The sequence below is a fragment of the Brevundimonas sp. 357 genome, assembly GCF_003938605.1.
Classification (GTDB): Bacteria; Pseudomonadota; Alphaproteobacteria; order Caulobacterales; family Caulobacteraceae; genus Brevundimonas.
Genome location: NZ_RHWX01000003.1, coordinates 182,969 through 197,237, shown reverse-complemented (window position 1 = coordinate 197,237; position 14,269 = coordinate 182,969). Strand labels below are relative to the sequence as shown.

The 14,269-nt window shown below is 67.8% G+C and carries 12 protein-coding genes; 5 read left to right on the top strand and 7 right to left on the bottom strand.

Features of this window, described 5'->3' with window-relative positions:
- The first annotated feature begins 11 nt into the window (after positions 1-11).
- On the top strand, positions 12-902 hold the full coding sequence (locus EGK63_RS04320; protein ID WP_125900078.1) for a LysR family transcriptional regulator: 891 nt from the start codon (positions 12-14) through the stop codon (positions 900-902).
- Here EGK63_RS04320 and EGK63_RS04315 read toward each other — a convergent pair whose 3' ends face one another.
- Positions 903-3,368, bottom strand: a complete 2,466-nt coding sequence (locus EGK63_RS04315; RefSeq protein ID WP_243637565.1) for a prolyl oligopeptidase family serine peptidase — start codon at positions 3,366-3,368, stop codon at positions 903-905.
- A 195-nt stretch (positions 3,369-3,563) separates the two neighbouring features.
- Here EGK63_RS04315 and EGK63_RS04310 point away from each other — a divergent pair, with 195 nt between their 5' ends.
- Both EGK63_RS04310 and EGK63_RS04305 read left to right on the top strand, forming a co-directional pair.
- Entirely contained in the window at positions 3,564-4,265 is a 702-nt protein-coding gene (locus EGK63_RS04310; RefSeq protein ID WP_125900077.1) for a CoA transferase subunit A, read from the top strand.
- Between the two features lie 4 nt (positions 4,266-4,269).
- Positions 4,270-4,920 carry a 3-oxoacid CoA-transferase subunit B gene (locus tag EGK63_RS04305; RefSeq protein ID WP_125900076.1) on the top strand — a complete coding sequence of 217 codons (651 nt, stop codon included), beginning with the start codon at positions 4,270-4,272 and terminating at the stop codon, positions 4,918-4,920.
- Between the two features lie 85 nt (positions 4,921-5,005).
- On the opposite strand, the gene EGK63_RS04300 is transcribed toward EGK63_RS04305, so the two are convergent.
- The 6 genes from EGK63_RS04300 to flgK form a co-directional block, all read right to left on the bottom strand.
- On the bottom strand, positions 5,006-5,626 hold the full coding sequence (locus EGK63_RS04300) for an ABC-type transport auxiliary lipoprotein family protein (RefSeq protein WP_243637564.1): 621 nt from the start codon (positions 5,624-5,626) through the stop codon (positions 5,006-5,008).
- Positions 5,623-6,561: an MlaD family protein gene (locus tag EGK63_RS04295; RefSeq protein ID WP_125900075.1), complete on the bottom strand. Its 939-nt coding sequence runs from the start codon at positions 6,559-6,561 to the stop codon at positions 5,623-5,625. Before EGK63_RS04295 ends, EGK63_RS04300 begins: the two co-directional genes overlap by 4 nt.
- Positions 6,562-6,576: 15 nt before the next feature.
- Positions 6,577-7,371: an ABC transporter ATP-binding protein gene (locus EGK63_RS04290; protein WP_125900074.1), complete on the bottom strand. Its 795-nt coding sequence runs from the start codon at positions 7,369-7,371 to the stop codon at positions 6,577-6,579.
- On the bottom strand, positions 7,368-8,486 hold the full coding sequence (locus EGK63_RS04285; RefSeq protein ID WP_125900073.1) for an ABC transporter permease: 1,119 nt from the start codon (positions 8,484-8,486) through the stop codon (positions 7,368-7,370). Before EGK63_RS04285 ends, EGK63_RS04290 begins: the two co-directional genes overlap by 4 nt.
- A gap of 206 nt (positions 8,487-8,692) precedes the next feature.
- Positions 8,693-9,640 (bottom strand): flagellin, encoded by a 948-nt coding sequence (locus EGK63_RS04280; RefSeq protein WP_125900072.1) that lies wholly within the window; start codon positions 9,638-9,640, stop codon positions 8,693-8,695.
- Complete coding sequence (gene flgK, locus EGK63_RS04275; RefSeq protein ID WP_125900071.1) at positions 9,637-11,727, bottom strand: flagellar hook-associated protein FlgK; 2,091 nt, start codon at positions 11,725-11,727, stop codon at positions 9,637-9,639. The genes EGK63_RS04280 and flgK overlap by 4 nt, the downstream gene beginning before the upstream one ends.
- A 397-nt stretch (positions 11,728-12,124) precedes the next feature.
- On the opposite strand from flgK, the gene EGK63_RS16695 reads away from it, so the two are divergent.
- The gene (locus EGK63_RS16695; protein ID WP_243637563.1) at positions 12,125-13,513 is read left to right on the top strand and encodes a flagellar hook-length control protein FliK; all 1,389 of its coding nucleotides are present in this window, start codon (positions 12,125-12,127) and stop codon (positions 13,511-13,513) included.
- Between the two features lie 3 nt (positions 13,514-13,516).
- Positions 13,517-14,257, top strand: coding sequence for a flagellar hook assembly protein FlgD (locus tag EGK63_RS04265; protein WP_125900070.1), 741 nt, complete (start codon positions 13,517-13,519; stop codon positions 14,255-14,257).
- Positions 14,258-14,269: the final 12 nt, after the last annotated feature.

Sequence of the window (14,269 nt, the reverse complement as noted above, 5' to 3'; positions counted from 1 at the left end):
GAGACCCCGCCATGCTGGCCGAGTATGAAATCTTCGTCCGGGCGCTGGAGGAAGGCAGCCTGTCCGCCGCCGCGCGTCGGCTGGACCTGTCGCCCGCCGTGGCCTCGCGCAGGCTGGCGCGGCTGGAGGACCGGCTGGGCGTGCGGCTGATCGAGCGCACCTCGCGCCGTCTGGCCCCGACCGAGGCCGGGCGGCTGGTCTATGACCGCGCGGCGCAACTGCTGGAGGGGGTCGAGGATCTGGAGGCCGTGGTGTCGCGCCGCACGACGCAGGCGCGCGGTTTACTGCGCGTCTCGGCGCCGACCTCGTTCGGACGGCGGCGGCTGGCGCCGCTGCTGCAACCCTTCCTGGCGGCGCAACCCCGCCTGACGCTGGAGCTGAACCTGACCGACGCCTTCGTGGACCTGATGGCCGAGGACGTGGACGTGGCCGTGCGGATCGGCGGCTATGAGGCGGAAAACCCGCTGATGCATCGCCTGGCGCCGAACCGGCGAGTGCTGTGCGCCTCGCCCGACTATCTGGCCGAGCACGGCGCGCCGGGCGGTCTGGACGACCTGCGCCGCCATGCTCAGCTGGCGGCCGAGAACCAGTCGATCTGGCGATTGGAAGGCCCCGAAGGCCCCGTCGTCTTCCGCGCCCGCAGCCGGGTGCGCACCAACTCAAGCGAAGTGGCGCGCGAGCTGGCGCTGGCGGGCGGCGGCGTCGCCCTGCGCTCGACCTGGGACGTCGGCGACGAACTGCGCGACGGGCGGCTGAAGGTGGTGCTGCCGCAGTATGCCGGATCGTCGGACGTGGCGATCTTCGCCCTGACGGCCGGGCGGGCGCGGGCCGAAACCCGCGTCCGCGCCTTCATCGAATTCCTGTCCGGCCTCTACGGAGAGACGCCGGAGTGGGATCGCTGATCACTCCTGTCCAGCGATCGCCGTCGGCTTCATCCAGCGATCCAGCCAGGCGCCCATCTCGTACAGGGTGTGGCCGACCGATTCCCGCGCGCGATAGCCGTGATCCTCCTTGGGAAGAACGACATAGCGCGCCGTGGCGCCGTTGCCCTTCAGCGCGGCGTAGAAGCGTTCCGTCTGGATCGGGAAGGTGCCCGAGTTGGCGTCCGCCTCGCCGTGGATCAGCAGGATCGGCTCGTTCACCTTGTTGGCGTAGGTGAAGGGCGACATGGCGTTATAGGTCTCGGTCGCCTCCCAATAGGACCGTTGCTCCGCCTGGAAGCCGAAGGGCGTCAGGGTGCGGTTATAGGCGCCTGAACGCGCGATGCCGGTCTTGAACAGGTCGGTGTGCGCCAACAGGTTCGCCGTCATGAAGGCGCCGTAGCTGTGCCCGCCCACGGCGATGCGTTCGCGATCCGCCACGCCCAAGGCCACCACGGCGTCGACCGCCGCCTTGGCGCTTGCCGACAGTTGCTCGATGTAGGTGTCGTTCGGCTCGGCCCCGTCGCGGCCGATGATCGGCATCGTCGGGTTGTCCAGGATGGCGTAGCCCTGGGTCAGCAGGAACAGGTGGCTGGAGCCGCCGGGCCGCACGAAGCGGTTGTCGGTATCCACGACCTGCCCCGCCACGGCGGCATCCGTGAACTCGGCTGGATAGGCCCACATCAGCAACGGCAGCGGGCCGTCACGGCCCTTGTCGTAACCAGCCGGCAGATACAGCGTGCCTGACAGCTGCACGCCGTCTTCGCGGGTATAGGTGATCAGTTCTCGGCTGACACCGGCCAGTTGCGGCGCAGGGTCCGGGAAGGCGGTCAGGGCCGTCACGCCGCCATCCAGGTCGCGCACCCGCAGGTTGGCCGGATCAGTGCGGCTTTCGCGGTAGGTCACCAGCTTTCGGCCGTTCTCGTCCAGCACGCCGACCACGGTCTCATACTCGCCCTGCGCCGAGCGCCACAGACGCTCCGTTTCGCCGGTCTTCAGGTCCATCAAATCAAGAAAAGGATACTGACCCTGGCGCGTGGCGCCGTCGCCCTCGACGAAGACCTTTGAGCCGTCGGCGTTGAAGCGCATGACCGAGCGGCCGCGCGCGTTCGGTTCTGTCATCACCGAGCCCGGATCGTTGTAGCGGTCCTGATAGTTGCGATCGACCAGGACGCGACCCTGACCCGGATTCGACGGATCGACCAGGGTGCGGGTCTCGTGGCGGGTGTTGAACCAGCGGCTGTTGACGATGGCGACATCGTCGCGGCCCCAGGTGGTCCCGGCGTAGCGTTCTTTGAGGTCGAGCAGAGTCTGCGCCCGGTCGTTGAACGGCGCGCGCAGCATGAAGACGCGGTCGCGCACCTCGGCGGCGGTGCGCGGATCGCCGCCGTCCTGAGCCTCGGTCCAGACCAGGGTGGCGTCGGCGTCCGCTCGCCACTGGACCGAACGCGGCCCCGGCGCCACCGCGTCAAACGGCGTCGGCACATTGTCCCGCAACGGCAGGTCGGCGACGCGATGCGCCTCGCGGCCGTTCAGGTCGGTGACGATAATTTCAGACGGGAACAGACTGGCCGGCACGACATAGCTGTAGGGCTTCTTCACCCGCGTTTGCAGGATGTAGCGGCCATCCGGCGAGTTCGAGACGCCCAGGATGACGCCCGGCTGGCCCACAGTACGGGCGCGGCCGTTCAGCGACACCACGGTCGGCTGGCTGGTGAAATAATAGTCGAACAGGGCCTCGTCGCCCGCATTGGACAACAGATCCTGATAGGTGCGGACCGGGGCGGCGCGGCCGCCCGTCTCGGCCACGATGGGGCCCTCGGGCGGATGCTCGACGTTCGGCGCCACGCCGCGACCGGCTGGAACGGCCAGGACCAGCAGGCCAGACGAGTCCGGCAGCCACGAGAAGCCCGCGCCTGAGGCCGCGTTAACCATCGGTCCGTTCAATTTGCGCGCCTTGGCCTGGGCGACGTCAGCAACCCACAGATCCAGTCCGCCGGGCACGTTGACGAGGAAGGCGACCGTCTTGCCGTCCGGCGCCCAGCTGGTGTTCGTCAGGCGCGCATTGGCGGGCAGACCCGACACGGGCCGCGCGGGGCCGCCGTCGATCGACTGGAAGCTGAGCCCCGTCAGCCAGGAAACGCGGCTGTTGGCCGGGCCGTTGTTGCGAGGGTTGATACGATAACCGGCCAGTCGCAGCATCGGCTCAGACAGTTCTGCGATACTGGGCAGGTTTGAGCGGTCGGTCAGCAGCAGGGTCTTGCGGTCCGGGCTGACGCTGACGCCCGGGTTCGGCTTGGCGTCCAGGATTTGAGCGATCGGCTGCGGCGGCTGCTGGTAGGTCGGAGCCGCGTCCTGGGCGAGGGCGGCGGCGGGCAGAGCCAGGGCCGGCACGGCTGCGGCCAGCACCAGGGCGGGCAAGGCGGCCCGCATCAGTCGATTGCGCATGGAATTTCCCCAATGAGACGAGTCTTCTATGGCGATAGGTGTGTAGCCCTTGAGACGTGGGGTCAACCGCTCAGCCTCCGCCAGAGCTTCGCCATGCCTTCCCCTGCGTCGCGCTTGCCGCTTGCCCCTCTTCCCGGCCCGCTTTAAGGACGGAAGAGACCGCGATATTCATCAGACGGTGAAAAAGGGAGTCCGATGGGCAAGATTTACGCTGACGTGAAGTCCGCGCTGGAGGGGCTGACATTCGACGGCATGACCGTCATGTCCGGCGGCTTCGGCCTGTGCGGCATCCCCGAGAACCTGATCGCGGGCCTGCGCGACACGGGCGTCAAGGGTCTGACCGTCATCTCCAATAATGCGGGCGTGGACGGCTTCGGCCTGGGCCAGCTGCTGGAGACGCGTCAGATCGCCAAGATGATCTCGTCCTACGTCGGCGAGAACAAGGAGTTCGAGCGCCAGTATCTGGCCGGCGAGCTGCAGCTGGAATTCAACCCGCAGGGCACCCTGGCCGAGCGCATCCGCGCGGGCGGCGCAGGCATCCCCGCCTTCTTCACCGCCACCGGCGTCGGCACCCTGGTCGCCGAAGGCAAGGAAGTGCGCGACTTCGACGGGCGCAAGTACGTCATGGAGACGGGACTGGTCGCCGACCTGTCCATCGTCAAGGCGTGGAAGGCCGATGAGCGCGGCAATCTGGTGTTCCGCAAGACGGCGCGTAACTTCAACCCGATGATGGCCACGGCCGGCAAGATCACGCTGGTCGAGGTCGAGGAAATCGTCCCCGTCGGCTCGCTGGACCCCGACCACATCCATACGCCGGGCGTCTATGTCGACCGCCTGATCCAGACCGTGTCCGAAAAGCGCATCGAACAGCGCACTGTTCGTCAGCGGGAGGCTTAATCCAATGGCTCGTACTCGCGAACAACTGGCCGAGCGCGCCGCCAAGGAACTGCAGGACGGCTTCTATGTGAACCTGGGCATCGGCATTCCGACCCTGGTGGCCAACTACATCCCCGAGGGCATGGTCGTGACCCTGCAGTCGGAGAACGGCATGCTGGGCATGGGCCCCTTCCCCTATGAGGGCGAGGAAGACCCCGACCTGATCAACGCCGGCAAGCAGACCATCACCGAAATCCCCGAGAGCAGCTATTTCAGCTCCTCGGACAGCTTCGCCATGATCCGCGGCGGCCACATCAACCTGTCCATCCTTGGCGCCATGGAAGTGGCCCAGAACGGCGACATCGCCAACTGGATGATCCCCGGCAAGCTGGTGAAGGGCATGGGCGGCGCCATGGACCTGGTCGCGGGCGTGAAGCGCGTGGTCGTGGTCATGGATCACGCCAACAAACACGGCCAGTCCAAGGTGCTGAAGGCATGCACCCTGCCGCTGACCGGCACGGGCGTGGTCAGCCGCATCATCACCGATCTGGCCGTCTTTGACGTCAAGCCGGACGGTTCGGGGCTGGAGCTGATCGAACTGGCCGACGGCGTCACGCTGGACGAGGTCGCGGCCAAGACCGAGGCCGACTACACGGTGGCGGCGAACCTGGGCTGAACCGCCCGCCCCGCCTGAAACGCAAAACCCCGGCGACCGCGAGGCCGCCGGGGTTTTTCATGCTCACTTCGAAGGCAGAAGAAATTTAGTCCCGCGTCGCCTGGAAACCCTGCTGGTCGGTCCACAGGACGATCTGGCGGCTGGCCTCGGCCGTGGCGCGGTCGAAGGCGGCGACGATGGCCGACTGGCGGTTCTCGCCCGCGCTTTCGCGCACCGTGATGCGGTCCTCGACGACAAGGCTGCGGTCGCTCATGCGGAACAGACGCAGCAGCACCACGATGTTCGCATCCGGCACGGCGCCCGGCGCGGCGTAGGCCGCCTCGAAGCGGCGCACGTCCACGCTCAGCAGCAAGCCGTTGCGCGACAGCGGCCCGCTGCTCAGGACGGTGCACGTGCCGCCGTCCAGAAAGGCGTTGCGCAGAGCTTCCTCGAACAGGGTCTCGGCCGGCGACACCCAGCGCGCGCCCTTGATGTAGGCCGCCTCGGCCCCGGTGACGGCCAGGATGCGATCACCGCGCGCCGCCTCGGGGAAGTCCACCCGGCGCATGGAGACGTGAACGTCCGGACAGGCCGAGGTCGCGCCCGTCCCGGCATAGGCCGAGGCCCCGCCGAAGCGATACAGTTGAACCGGATCGGGCGACGACAACAAGGCGCACCCCGACAAGGCGACCGACGCCGCAGCGATCATGAAGGTAGAACGGATCACGGCTGCACCTCGATTTCCTTGGACGGCGCCTTGGCGATAAAGTCGCGCGGGCTTTCACGCACATTGTCGATCAACGACTGCAGCGACCGCGTCGCCTGATCCAATTGGCGGATGGTGTCGTTGAGCTGCGGCACGGTCTGGGTGCCGAAGTCGCCCAGCGGCCCTTCCAATCCTGTCGCCGAACGGTTGATCGAGGCGATGGCGGCCTGGGCCTCGCGCGTCGCGGCGTTGATGTTGGCGATGGCCTGCTTGCCGTCGGTGTCGACCATCTGGCGCGCGCTGGCGCCCAGGGCCTGATATTCGCCGACGGCGGCGTTGGCCTTGGTGATGGTCTCTTCAAGCTGTTGGAACATGCCCTTGCGGGCCTCCAGCTCGGCGGTCAGGGCCTCGACGTTCTTCACGCTGGTCGAGAAGCTGCGGATGTTGTCGTCCGACATCACGCGGTTGATGCGGTTCAGGGCGTCCACGGTCTGCGCCAGCACCGTGCCCGATCCGCTCAGCAGCTCGGCGATGGGGCTGGGCTGGCTCTGGATCACCGGCACGACATGGTCGGGATACTGATCCTTCAGAATGGGGCTGTCCGGCGAACCGGCAGTGATCTGAATATAGTTCAGGCCGGTGATGCCCTGCGGCTCCAGCTGGGCGCGCGAGGTCACGCGCACCGGCGTCGTGCCGTTCAGCCGCACGCGGGCGATGACCTGATCGCCCTTCTTCGGATCCAGATTCAGGTTGGTCACCTCGCCGACGCGGATGCCGTTGAAGTGCACCTCGCCGCCTTCCGACAGGCCGCGCACCGGGCCGTAGAAGACAATGTCATAGACGTCGAAGTCCTTGTTGAACTGCAACCGGGCCAGCCAGATGGTGAACACCGCCAGCGCCAGCATGAGGGCGACTGTGGCGATGCCGACGGCGGCGTAATGGGCGTCTCTTTCCATCGTTTCGCGCCCTCCTCAGGCCGCGCTCTTGTGGGCGGCGCGTCCGCGCGGCCCCAGGAAGTATTCCTTGATCCAAGGGTGGTCCGAGCGTTCCAGCTCGGCGACCGGCGCCTTGGCCACCACATGCTTGTCCGCCAGCACGGCCACCTGGTCGCAGATGGCGTAAAGGCTGTCGAGGTCGTGGGTGATCATGAAGACCGTCAGCCCCAGATCGTCCGACAGCTGACGGATCAAATCATCGAACGCCGCCGCCCCGATCGGGTCCAGCCCGGCCGTCGGCTCGTCGAGGAAGACCAGTTCGGGGTCCAGCGCCAGGGCGCGGGCCAGGCCGACGCGCTTCCGCATCCCGCCCGACAGCTCAGCCGGCTTCAGATAGAGGGCCTCGGGCTTGAGGCCCACCATGGCCACCTTCATCTCGGCCAGCTCGCGGATCGTCGACTTGGACAGCTTCGTATGCTCGACCAGCGGCGAGGCCACGTTCTCCAGCACCGTCAGGGACGAGAACAGCGCCCCCTGCTGGAACAGGACGCCGGTGCGCCGCTCGACGGCGGCCGCCTCGGCCTTGGACATGGCCGCGCGATCCTCGCCGAACAGACGGACCTCCCCGCCCTCCGGCTCCTTCAGGCCGATGATGGAGTTCAGCAGCACGGTCTTGCCGGTGCCCGACCCGCCGACAACGCCCAGCACTTCACCGCGCATCACGTCCAGGTCCAGATCCTGATGGATCACCCGCTCGCCGAACTGGCTGAGCAGGCCCCGCACCTGAATGACGGCCTCGCGGTCGTCCGATTTATGCGTCTCGTCCGTCATATCTTCAGCTCGATGAAGATCAGAGCGAAGACGGCGTCCAGAAGGATGATGGCGAAGATCGCCTGCACCACCGCCGCCGTCACCCGGCGCCCCAGGCTCTCGACGTCGCCCGCCACGGACATGCCCTGACGGCAGCCGATGGCCGCGACCACCAGGGCGAAGACCGGCGCCTTGATCAGGCCGACCATCATGTGCGTCGGCATATAGCCGTCCTCGACCAGCCGCTGAAAGAAGAAGGCCGGGCCCAGGTTCAGCTGGCTCCACGACACCAGCACCCCGCCCAGCAGGCCGCCCATCATGGCCAGGAAGGTCAGCAGCGGCAGCATGACCAGCAGCGCCGCCAGGCGTGGGATCACCAGGGCCTGGAAGGGATCGACGCCCATGACCTGCATGGCGTCCACCTCCTGCGTCATGCGCATGGAGCCGATCTCGGCGGCGAAGGACGAGGCCGAACGACCCGCCAGCAGCACGGCGGTGATGACCACGGCGAACTCGCGGAAGACGGCGACGCCGATCAGTTGCACGGCGAAGACCCCCGCCCCGAACTGGGTCAGCAGGTCCACGCCGATGAAGGCCACCACGGCGCCGATGAAGAAGTTGGTCACCACCACGATCGGGATGGCGTCCAGTCCCGTGCGCTCCGCCTGGCTGAACCAGGCGGCCCAGCGGATGCGGCCGGGATGCTTCAGCGTGGTCAGCACTGCGGCCATCAGACGGCCCAGGAAGGCCAGCGACAGCATGGCCTCGGCGCCGAAGTCATAGACCCCGCGCCCGACCTTGGCGAAGCCGCGCGTCATGGGAGCCGAGCGGCGCGGCGGCTCGGCCGTCATGCAGTCCAGCTTGGCCACCATGCGATACAGGCGCCCGGCTTCGGGGCGTGCGGACCAGGCGGATTCAGGGATAGGGCGGCTCATGGCCTGGGCCACGGCCAGGGCGCCGGCGGTGTCGAAACGACCCAGATCATCCAGGTCCAGCGCCGTCACGGCTCGACCGTCCAGCTCGGTCTTCAGCCGATCGCCCAGGCGGCCGACGGCGACGGTCGACCAGTCGCCGGCCAGCCGCAAGCGCGCCTGACCGTCCTGGTGTTCGTCAATCTGGAAGTCCGCCCGATTCATGAATCCGACACTGACACAGGCCCGCCTGCTCGCATACGCCGCTTAAAGCTCTGATTTTCGCGTCGCGTCAACGACTGATGACAAAACTCGATCTCTTCCGGCGTTGCTCGACGCAAGCCAAGGCCCTCCCGTCACGGCGCAGCTTTGTGAACGTCGTCGGGCGATTTTCGTTCAGCGTCCCGCGAATAACGGCGGCGTGAAAAGACCTAGCGCAGATAGTCGAGCAGGGAGACCTGGCGAAGCTGGCTGACCACCTGGGCCGACGCCTGCAGGGAGATCTGCGCCAGCTCCAGTTCGGTGACGGCTTCGGCCATGTTGGCGTCGGTCTTGCCGGACAGGATGGTGTCGATCGAAATCTTGCGCGCCTCCTGGGACTCCAGCAGACGGTCGACACGGTTCTGCATCCCGCCGTTGGCGGCCTGCAACTCGACCACCCCTTTCGCCGCCGCCTCGAAGCGGCCCATCTGCGTGGTCAGGAAGGTCTTCTGAGCGTCCGTCATCTGGCCGTCCAGCGGCGCCGCCTCATGGGCCAGCTGGATGTCGCGGAAGATGGCGAACAGCTCAGAGCCGATGGCGTCGGCCAGGAAGCCCGTGTCCATCGACACGTTCTCGTCCAGCCAGGACGACTGCTTCAGCTGGTCGTTGCGGAAGGCGGCGTTCTCGTCGGGCAAGGCCGCCAGCTTGGCCATCATGCTGGCCCCCGGCTGGCCGGGGATGTCGGGCAACTCCACCGCCGCGCGGTCTGTGACCCCGCCCCCGAACAGATACTTGCCCTGGTGCTTCATGTTCAACCCGTCCTGAGCCTCCACGAACAGGCTGTTCAACGTCCCCATCAGCGTGTCCATCCGCCCGGCGGCGATGGCGTCGGCGATGGCCTGACGCGCCGCCGTAGAAGCGTCCGCGACCCGGTCCATCGCCAGATCCTGGGTCTCCAGCCGCGCCGCGACGGTCTTGTTGGTGTCGATGAAGGTCTCGATGCGGGTCTGGCTGGACTTCAGCGCGCTGACCGTCTCTGAGCTCCGACCGAAACCGACCAGGTCCGTGGCGTTCTTCTTGGTGTTCACCTTCTGCTGGGCGTCCGCCATGCGCGACTGGGCCGACATCAGGTCAAGCAGGGCCGACTGATAGTTTCCGTAAGTCGAAACGCGGGTCATCGCACCATTCCCAGCAGGATGTCGTACATGTCCTTGGCGGCCTGAACCATGCGGGCCGAAGCGTTAAAGGCTTGCTGATAGGTGGTCATCAGCACCAGCTCCTCGTCCAGATTGACCCCTTCGACCGAGACGCGACGCGCCGTCGCCTCCTTGGCCAGAGCCGTGGCGCTGACGGCGTTGTTCTTTGCCATGGCGGCCCGGCTGCCGATCTCGCCCGACAGCTCCGACGCATAGCGCGCCAGCGACATGGAGCCGCCCGCCGCCCCGCCCGCCGCCGAGAAGGAAGCGGCGTTCTCGCCCGCGCTGGCCAGCAGACGCGCGCCGCGCGCATCGTTCTTGCTGACCACGGCCGTGCCCAGCCCGCCCGTCGCATCGGCCTTGGCGAAGGCCATCAGGGCCGGATCGCGGGCGATGTCAGCCCGGATCGAGAAGGCGTCGGCCCGCGAGGCGCGCGCCCCGCCCAGACCGAACAGTTCACTCATCGACACGTTCGAAGGAACCTGGGTCGTGCGGTCCTGAAGCACCGACAGGTTCGCGCCCGAACCGGGGCGCGGCGTGAACGTCATCTCGCCCGCCGGATTGAGACTGAACGTCCCCATCCGCCCCGCGCCCGTCATCGGGTCGTTCAGCGCCGCCAGCAGGCTGGTCATGTCGCCGCCGGGGGGGACCGCCACCTCGATGTCGCGCAGCTTGGCGCCCGCCGCGTCGCTGAAGCGGAAGGTGATGGTCTCGCCCGGCGTGAAGCCGTGCTGCGACGCCCCCGTCATGCCCGTTTCATAGATCGCCGGCTGCTCGCTGGTGATCAGATCGTTCAAGCCGAAGAAGTGCGAGAAGCCTCGCCCGCCCTTGTTCGAGGGCGCGGCCGGATCATCGACCACCACCACCCCCGTTCCGGGTGCGCCTTCTATCTTCAGACGCCCGTCGACGAAGCTGGCGCTGCCGTTGGTTCCTAGCTGGGCGTTCAGGTCGGCCAGGAAGGTCGCCGGATTCAGCGTCGCCAGGTCCAGGTCGATCTTCTGCAGGGCCACGCCCTGATCATTGGTGATGACGATGGAGGTGCGGCCGGTGAAGCCCTGCAAGGCGGTCTCGAGCGACTGTCCGACATTACGGCCGGTCAGGCTGTTGGGCGGCGGCGCGGCCGAGGAGGCGTTGTGCGCCCGGTTCAGTTCGTCGGCCATGCGCGACATTAGCTCAGCCAGCCGCTCGACCGTCGCCGGCGCCTCGCCGTCGCGCAACTCCAGCAGCCCCTTGATCTCGCCCGAGCTCAGACCTTCAGCCAGGGAGCGCGCCTTTCCGGCGGGGGGCTCGATGACCGTGATCTCGTTGAACACCGTCTCGGCCGAGACGGCGCCCGCCCGCACATAGTCCAGCTTGGCCGCCCCCTGCCCCGCCAGCAGGATGCCGGCGCCGGTGCGGATCTCGACCCCGCCGACCGCGCGGCCGGTGATGCGGACGTCCATCAGGCCGGACAGTTGGTCGATCAGGGCCGCCTGGGCCGTCTGCGCGCCCGAGGAGTCCGCATTGACCACCGCGGCCTTGGCGATCTCGACGTTCAGCTTCTCGATCTGCTCCAGCAGGCTGTTGGCCGTCTCGACCGCGCTCTTGATGCGGGCGTCGGCGTCTTCGCGCACCGACTGGATCTGGCTGTTGATGCGGGCGGCTTCGTCGAACAGGGCCTGCGTCTTCCAGACAGCCTCCTGGCGCCGCGGGCCAGAGGTCGCATCCTCGGCCGAAGCGGCGAAGGCGGCGAAGACGCTGTCGATCTGCGAAAAGAAGCCGCTGTTGGAGCCCGGATCGCCGAACATCGACTGGATGCGGTCGTAAAGCTCATAGCGCACCGTCTGACGGCCGGCGTCGGCGCTGGCGTTCAGACTGGCCGCCTGCAGGAAGCGGTCGGTGGCCAGACGGATGCGGGCGATCTCAACGCCCGCGCCGACGCCCTGGCTGGCCCAGGACTGCTGGTCGGCGATCTTGCGGACATAGCCGGGCGTGTTGACGTTGGAGACGTTGTCCGAGACCACCCGCAGCTGCGTCTGGGCCGCATTCATGCCCGAGGTGGCGATGTTCATGATCGAGTTGAGGGACATCAGACGTCTCCCACGCCGCAGCGCGCGCGCAGGCTGACGCCCGGCAAGCCTTGCAGGCGGCCGCGCAAATCTTGCCCGGCGGATTGAGCCGGCCTTCTAGCCATCTCTTTGATTTTATTCGACATCGGCATTCGGCCCCTGTGCATTCGTCAACAAGGGAGGCAAGCGACGGGCCAAGTCGAACGGCGCCGCCCGCGCCCGGCAAAAAGCGACGAACGCGGCAAGAAGCGCCCGGCGTCACGTCACGGCAACGGCGACCGAAAATCCATTAATATCGATAAATTTCAATACATTATATGAACTGCCTACACTTGGCCCAAGGCTTGCGGAGGCTCTGCCGAATGACCCAGGCGCAGCAGGCGCCGCTCCTCATCGACCGAAAGCGCCTGCCGCCCGCATGTCCGCCGTCAGCCTCATGTCCGTCCTGACGCCCGCCGCCCCCGGCGGCGCGAGCGCCGACGCCTCCGCCGAGGCGGCGACGGACAGCGCCGTCTTCGCGGACCTGATGCTGAAGGAAGAGGCGCAGGCCGCGCAGCCCGCCACCCCGGTCGCCGAGACTCCCGAAACCGTCGCTCCAGACGAACCCGCCAAAGAGGACGACGTCGTCGTCGCGGCCCCGCCCGCCTGGTTCGCGCCGCCCCCGCCGGTGCAACAGGCCGCCGTTCCGCAAGCCCCTGCCGATCCGGCGGCGCCGACGACAGAAGCGAAGCCTGCCTTCACCGCCGCAACGACGCCCGCACCGCAAGCCGTTTTCGAGGCCGCCCCCGAGACTATAGAGGCGGCTTCCGCCGCCCCTGCCGTCGAGCCCGCAGCTGCGGCTGCGCCGACCATGGCCGCACCGACCTCAGCCGCGACGATGCTCTCCGCCGCTGCGCCTGCCGCCCTCAAAGCCGCGTTTCCCGCCGCCTTTGCAGAATCGGACGCGGCGCTTGAAACCACGCCTGCCGAGAGCGACGAGCCGTCGGACGCGCCGCCGTCGTCGCGTCCTGGACCGGCGTCACTTTCTGCACACGACGCCGCCTTGCTGGGCGTGACCGGCTTTAGATCGGGCGCGGGCGAACGTCTGGCCTCAGCGCGAGAAGCGATACAGGCCGCCGCCGCGACGGGCGGCGCCGAAGCGGCCGCCAATCGTCCCGCCCAAGCCGACACCTCCGTCGACGCTGCCGTGTCAGCGCCAGCCGCGCGCCCGACCGCCGCGCCCACGCTCGTCCAAGCGCCTGCCGCAGCGACCGTCGCCGCGCCCCCGGTCGACGGCGAAGCCCCGGCCGCGCCGCAACAAGGCGCCGTCGAAGCCCCCTCTCAGGCGCCCGGCGCTCAACGCGATCTGGGCCTGTCCCAGCTGTCGCGCGCCACGGTCGAGACCACGGCCCAGATCGCCGCCCAGATCATCAAGAAGCTGGACGGCCGCTCGACCCGCTTCGACATGGCCCTGACGCCCGAAGGCCTGGGCCGCGTCGACGTCAGCCTTGAGATCGAGTCCGACGGCCAGGTCACGGCCCGCCTGGCCTTCGACAATCCTGCGGCGGCCGCCGACCTGCGCGCCCGCGCCGACGAACTGCGACGTCAACTTCTGGACGCGGGGCTGCAGCTTTCGCGCGATGACCTCAAGTTCGCAGAGCGTGATCCTTCATCCGGCTTCGGCGACGGCGCGTTCGAGCGCCAACCGGGCCGCCGCGCCTTCTCCGGCGCCGCTCGCCTGGCCGCCGAGGCCGATTCCGTCGTTCCGCCGCCCAGCGCCTGGACGTCCCTTTCCCTGACGCCTGACCGCGTCGATCTGAAGGTCTGATCGATGGTTGACGCCGTCTCTTCCAACAACGCCGCGGGCCGGGTGAACGCCGGGGGTCAGATGCTGGCCTCCAACTTCCAGACCTTCCTGTCGTTGCTGACCACGCAGTTGAAGAACCAGGATCCGCTGTCGCCGGTGGATTCCAACGAGTTCACCGCCCAGCTGACGCAGATGGCGGGCGTCGAGCAGCAATTGCTGACCAATGACCTCCTGACCGGCCTGCTGAAGGCGCAGCAGGGCGACGGCCTGACCGGCGCGGCGCAATATATCGGCAAGGACGCCACCGCAGTCTGGGCCGCGACCCGCTTCGAAGACGGCGAGGCCAACTGGAGCTATGAGCTGGCCGCCGACGCGACCGACGCCACGCTTCAGGTGCTGGACGCCTCGGGCAAGGTGGTCTGGAGCGGCCCGGCCCCCGACAAGACCAACGGCATGCATGACTTCAAGTGGGACGGAAAGACCACCGGAGGCGGCCAGGTCGACGACGGCGGCGTCTATACGCTGAAGGTCGTCGCCAAGGACGGCGCGGGCAAGGCCGTCGACAGCCAGGTGCTGATCCGCGGCCGCGTCACCGGCGTCGAGATGTACGACAACACGCCCTTCGTCATCATCGGCAACTCGATCATGCCGGTGTCCAGCCTGATCGCGCTGGAAGAACAGAAGGCCGCCGCCAAACCCGAGGACGACGCCGGCGCGGCCAGCGCCCTCGCCTCGAAACTCAACCCCTTCAATCTTCTCTCGTAAGGAACCCCAGAC

Excerpts from the sequence above, each read along its gene's own strand:
- EGK63_RS04320 (WP_125900078.1), top strand. The coding sequence starts at position 12 with ATGCTGGCCGAGTATGAAATCTTCGTCCGGGCGCTGGAGGAAGGCAGC.
- EGK63_RS04315 (WP_243637565.1), bottom strand. The coding sequence starts at position 3,368 with ATGCGCAATCGACTGATGCGGGCCGCCTTGCCCGCCCTGGTGCTGGCC.
- EGK63_RS04310 (WP_125900077.1), top strand. The coding sequence starts at position 3,564 with ATGGGCAAGATTTACGCTGACGTGAAGTCCGCGCTGGAGGGGCTGACA.
- EGK63_RS04305 (WP_125900076.1), top strand. The coding sequence starts at position 4,270 with ATGGCTCGTACTCGCGAACAACTGGCCGAGCGCGCCGCCAAGGAACTG.
- EGK63_RS04295 (WP_125900075.1), bottom strand. The coding sequence starts at position 6,561 with ATGGAAAGAGACGCCCATTACGCCGCCGTCGGCATCGCCACAGTCGCC.
- EGK63_RS04290 (WP_125900074.1), bottom strand. The coding sequence starts at position 7,371 with ATGACGGACGAGACGCATAAATCGGACGACCGCGAGGCCGTCATTCAG.
- EGK63_RS04285 (WP_125900073.1), bottom strand. The coding sequence starts at position 8,486 with ATGAATCGGGCGGACTTCCAGATTGACGAACACCAGGACGGTCAGGCG.
- EGK63_RS04280 (WP_125900072.1), bottom strand. The coding sequence starts at position 9,640 with ATGACCCGCGTTTCGACTTACGGAAACTATCAGTCGGCCCTGCTTGAC.
- flgK (WP_125900071.1), bottom strand. The coding sequence starts at position 11,727 with ATGTCCCTCAACTCGATCATGAACATCGCCACCTCGGGCATGAATGCG.
- EGK63_RS16695 (WP_243637563.1), top strand. The coding sequence starts at position 12,125 with ATGTCCGCCGTCAGCCTCATGTCCGTCCTGACGCCCGCCGCCCCCGGC.
- EGK63_RS04265 (WP_125900070.1), top strand. The coding sequence starts at position 13,517 with ATGGTTGACGCCGTCTCTTCCAACAACGCCGCGGGCCGGGTGAACGCC.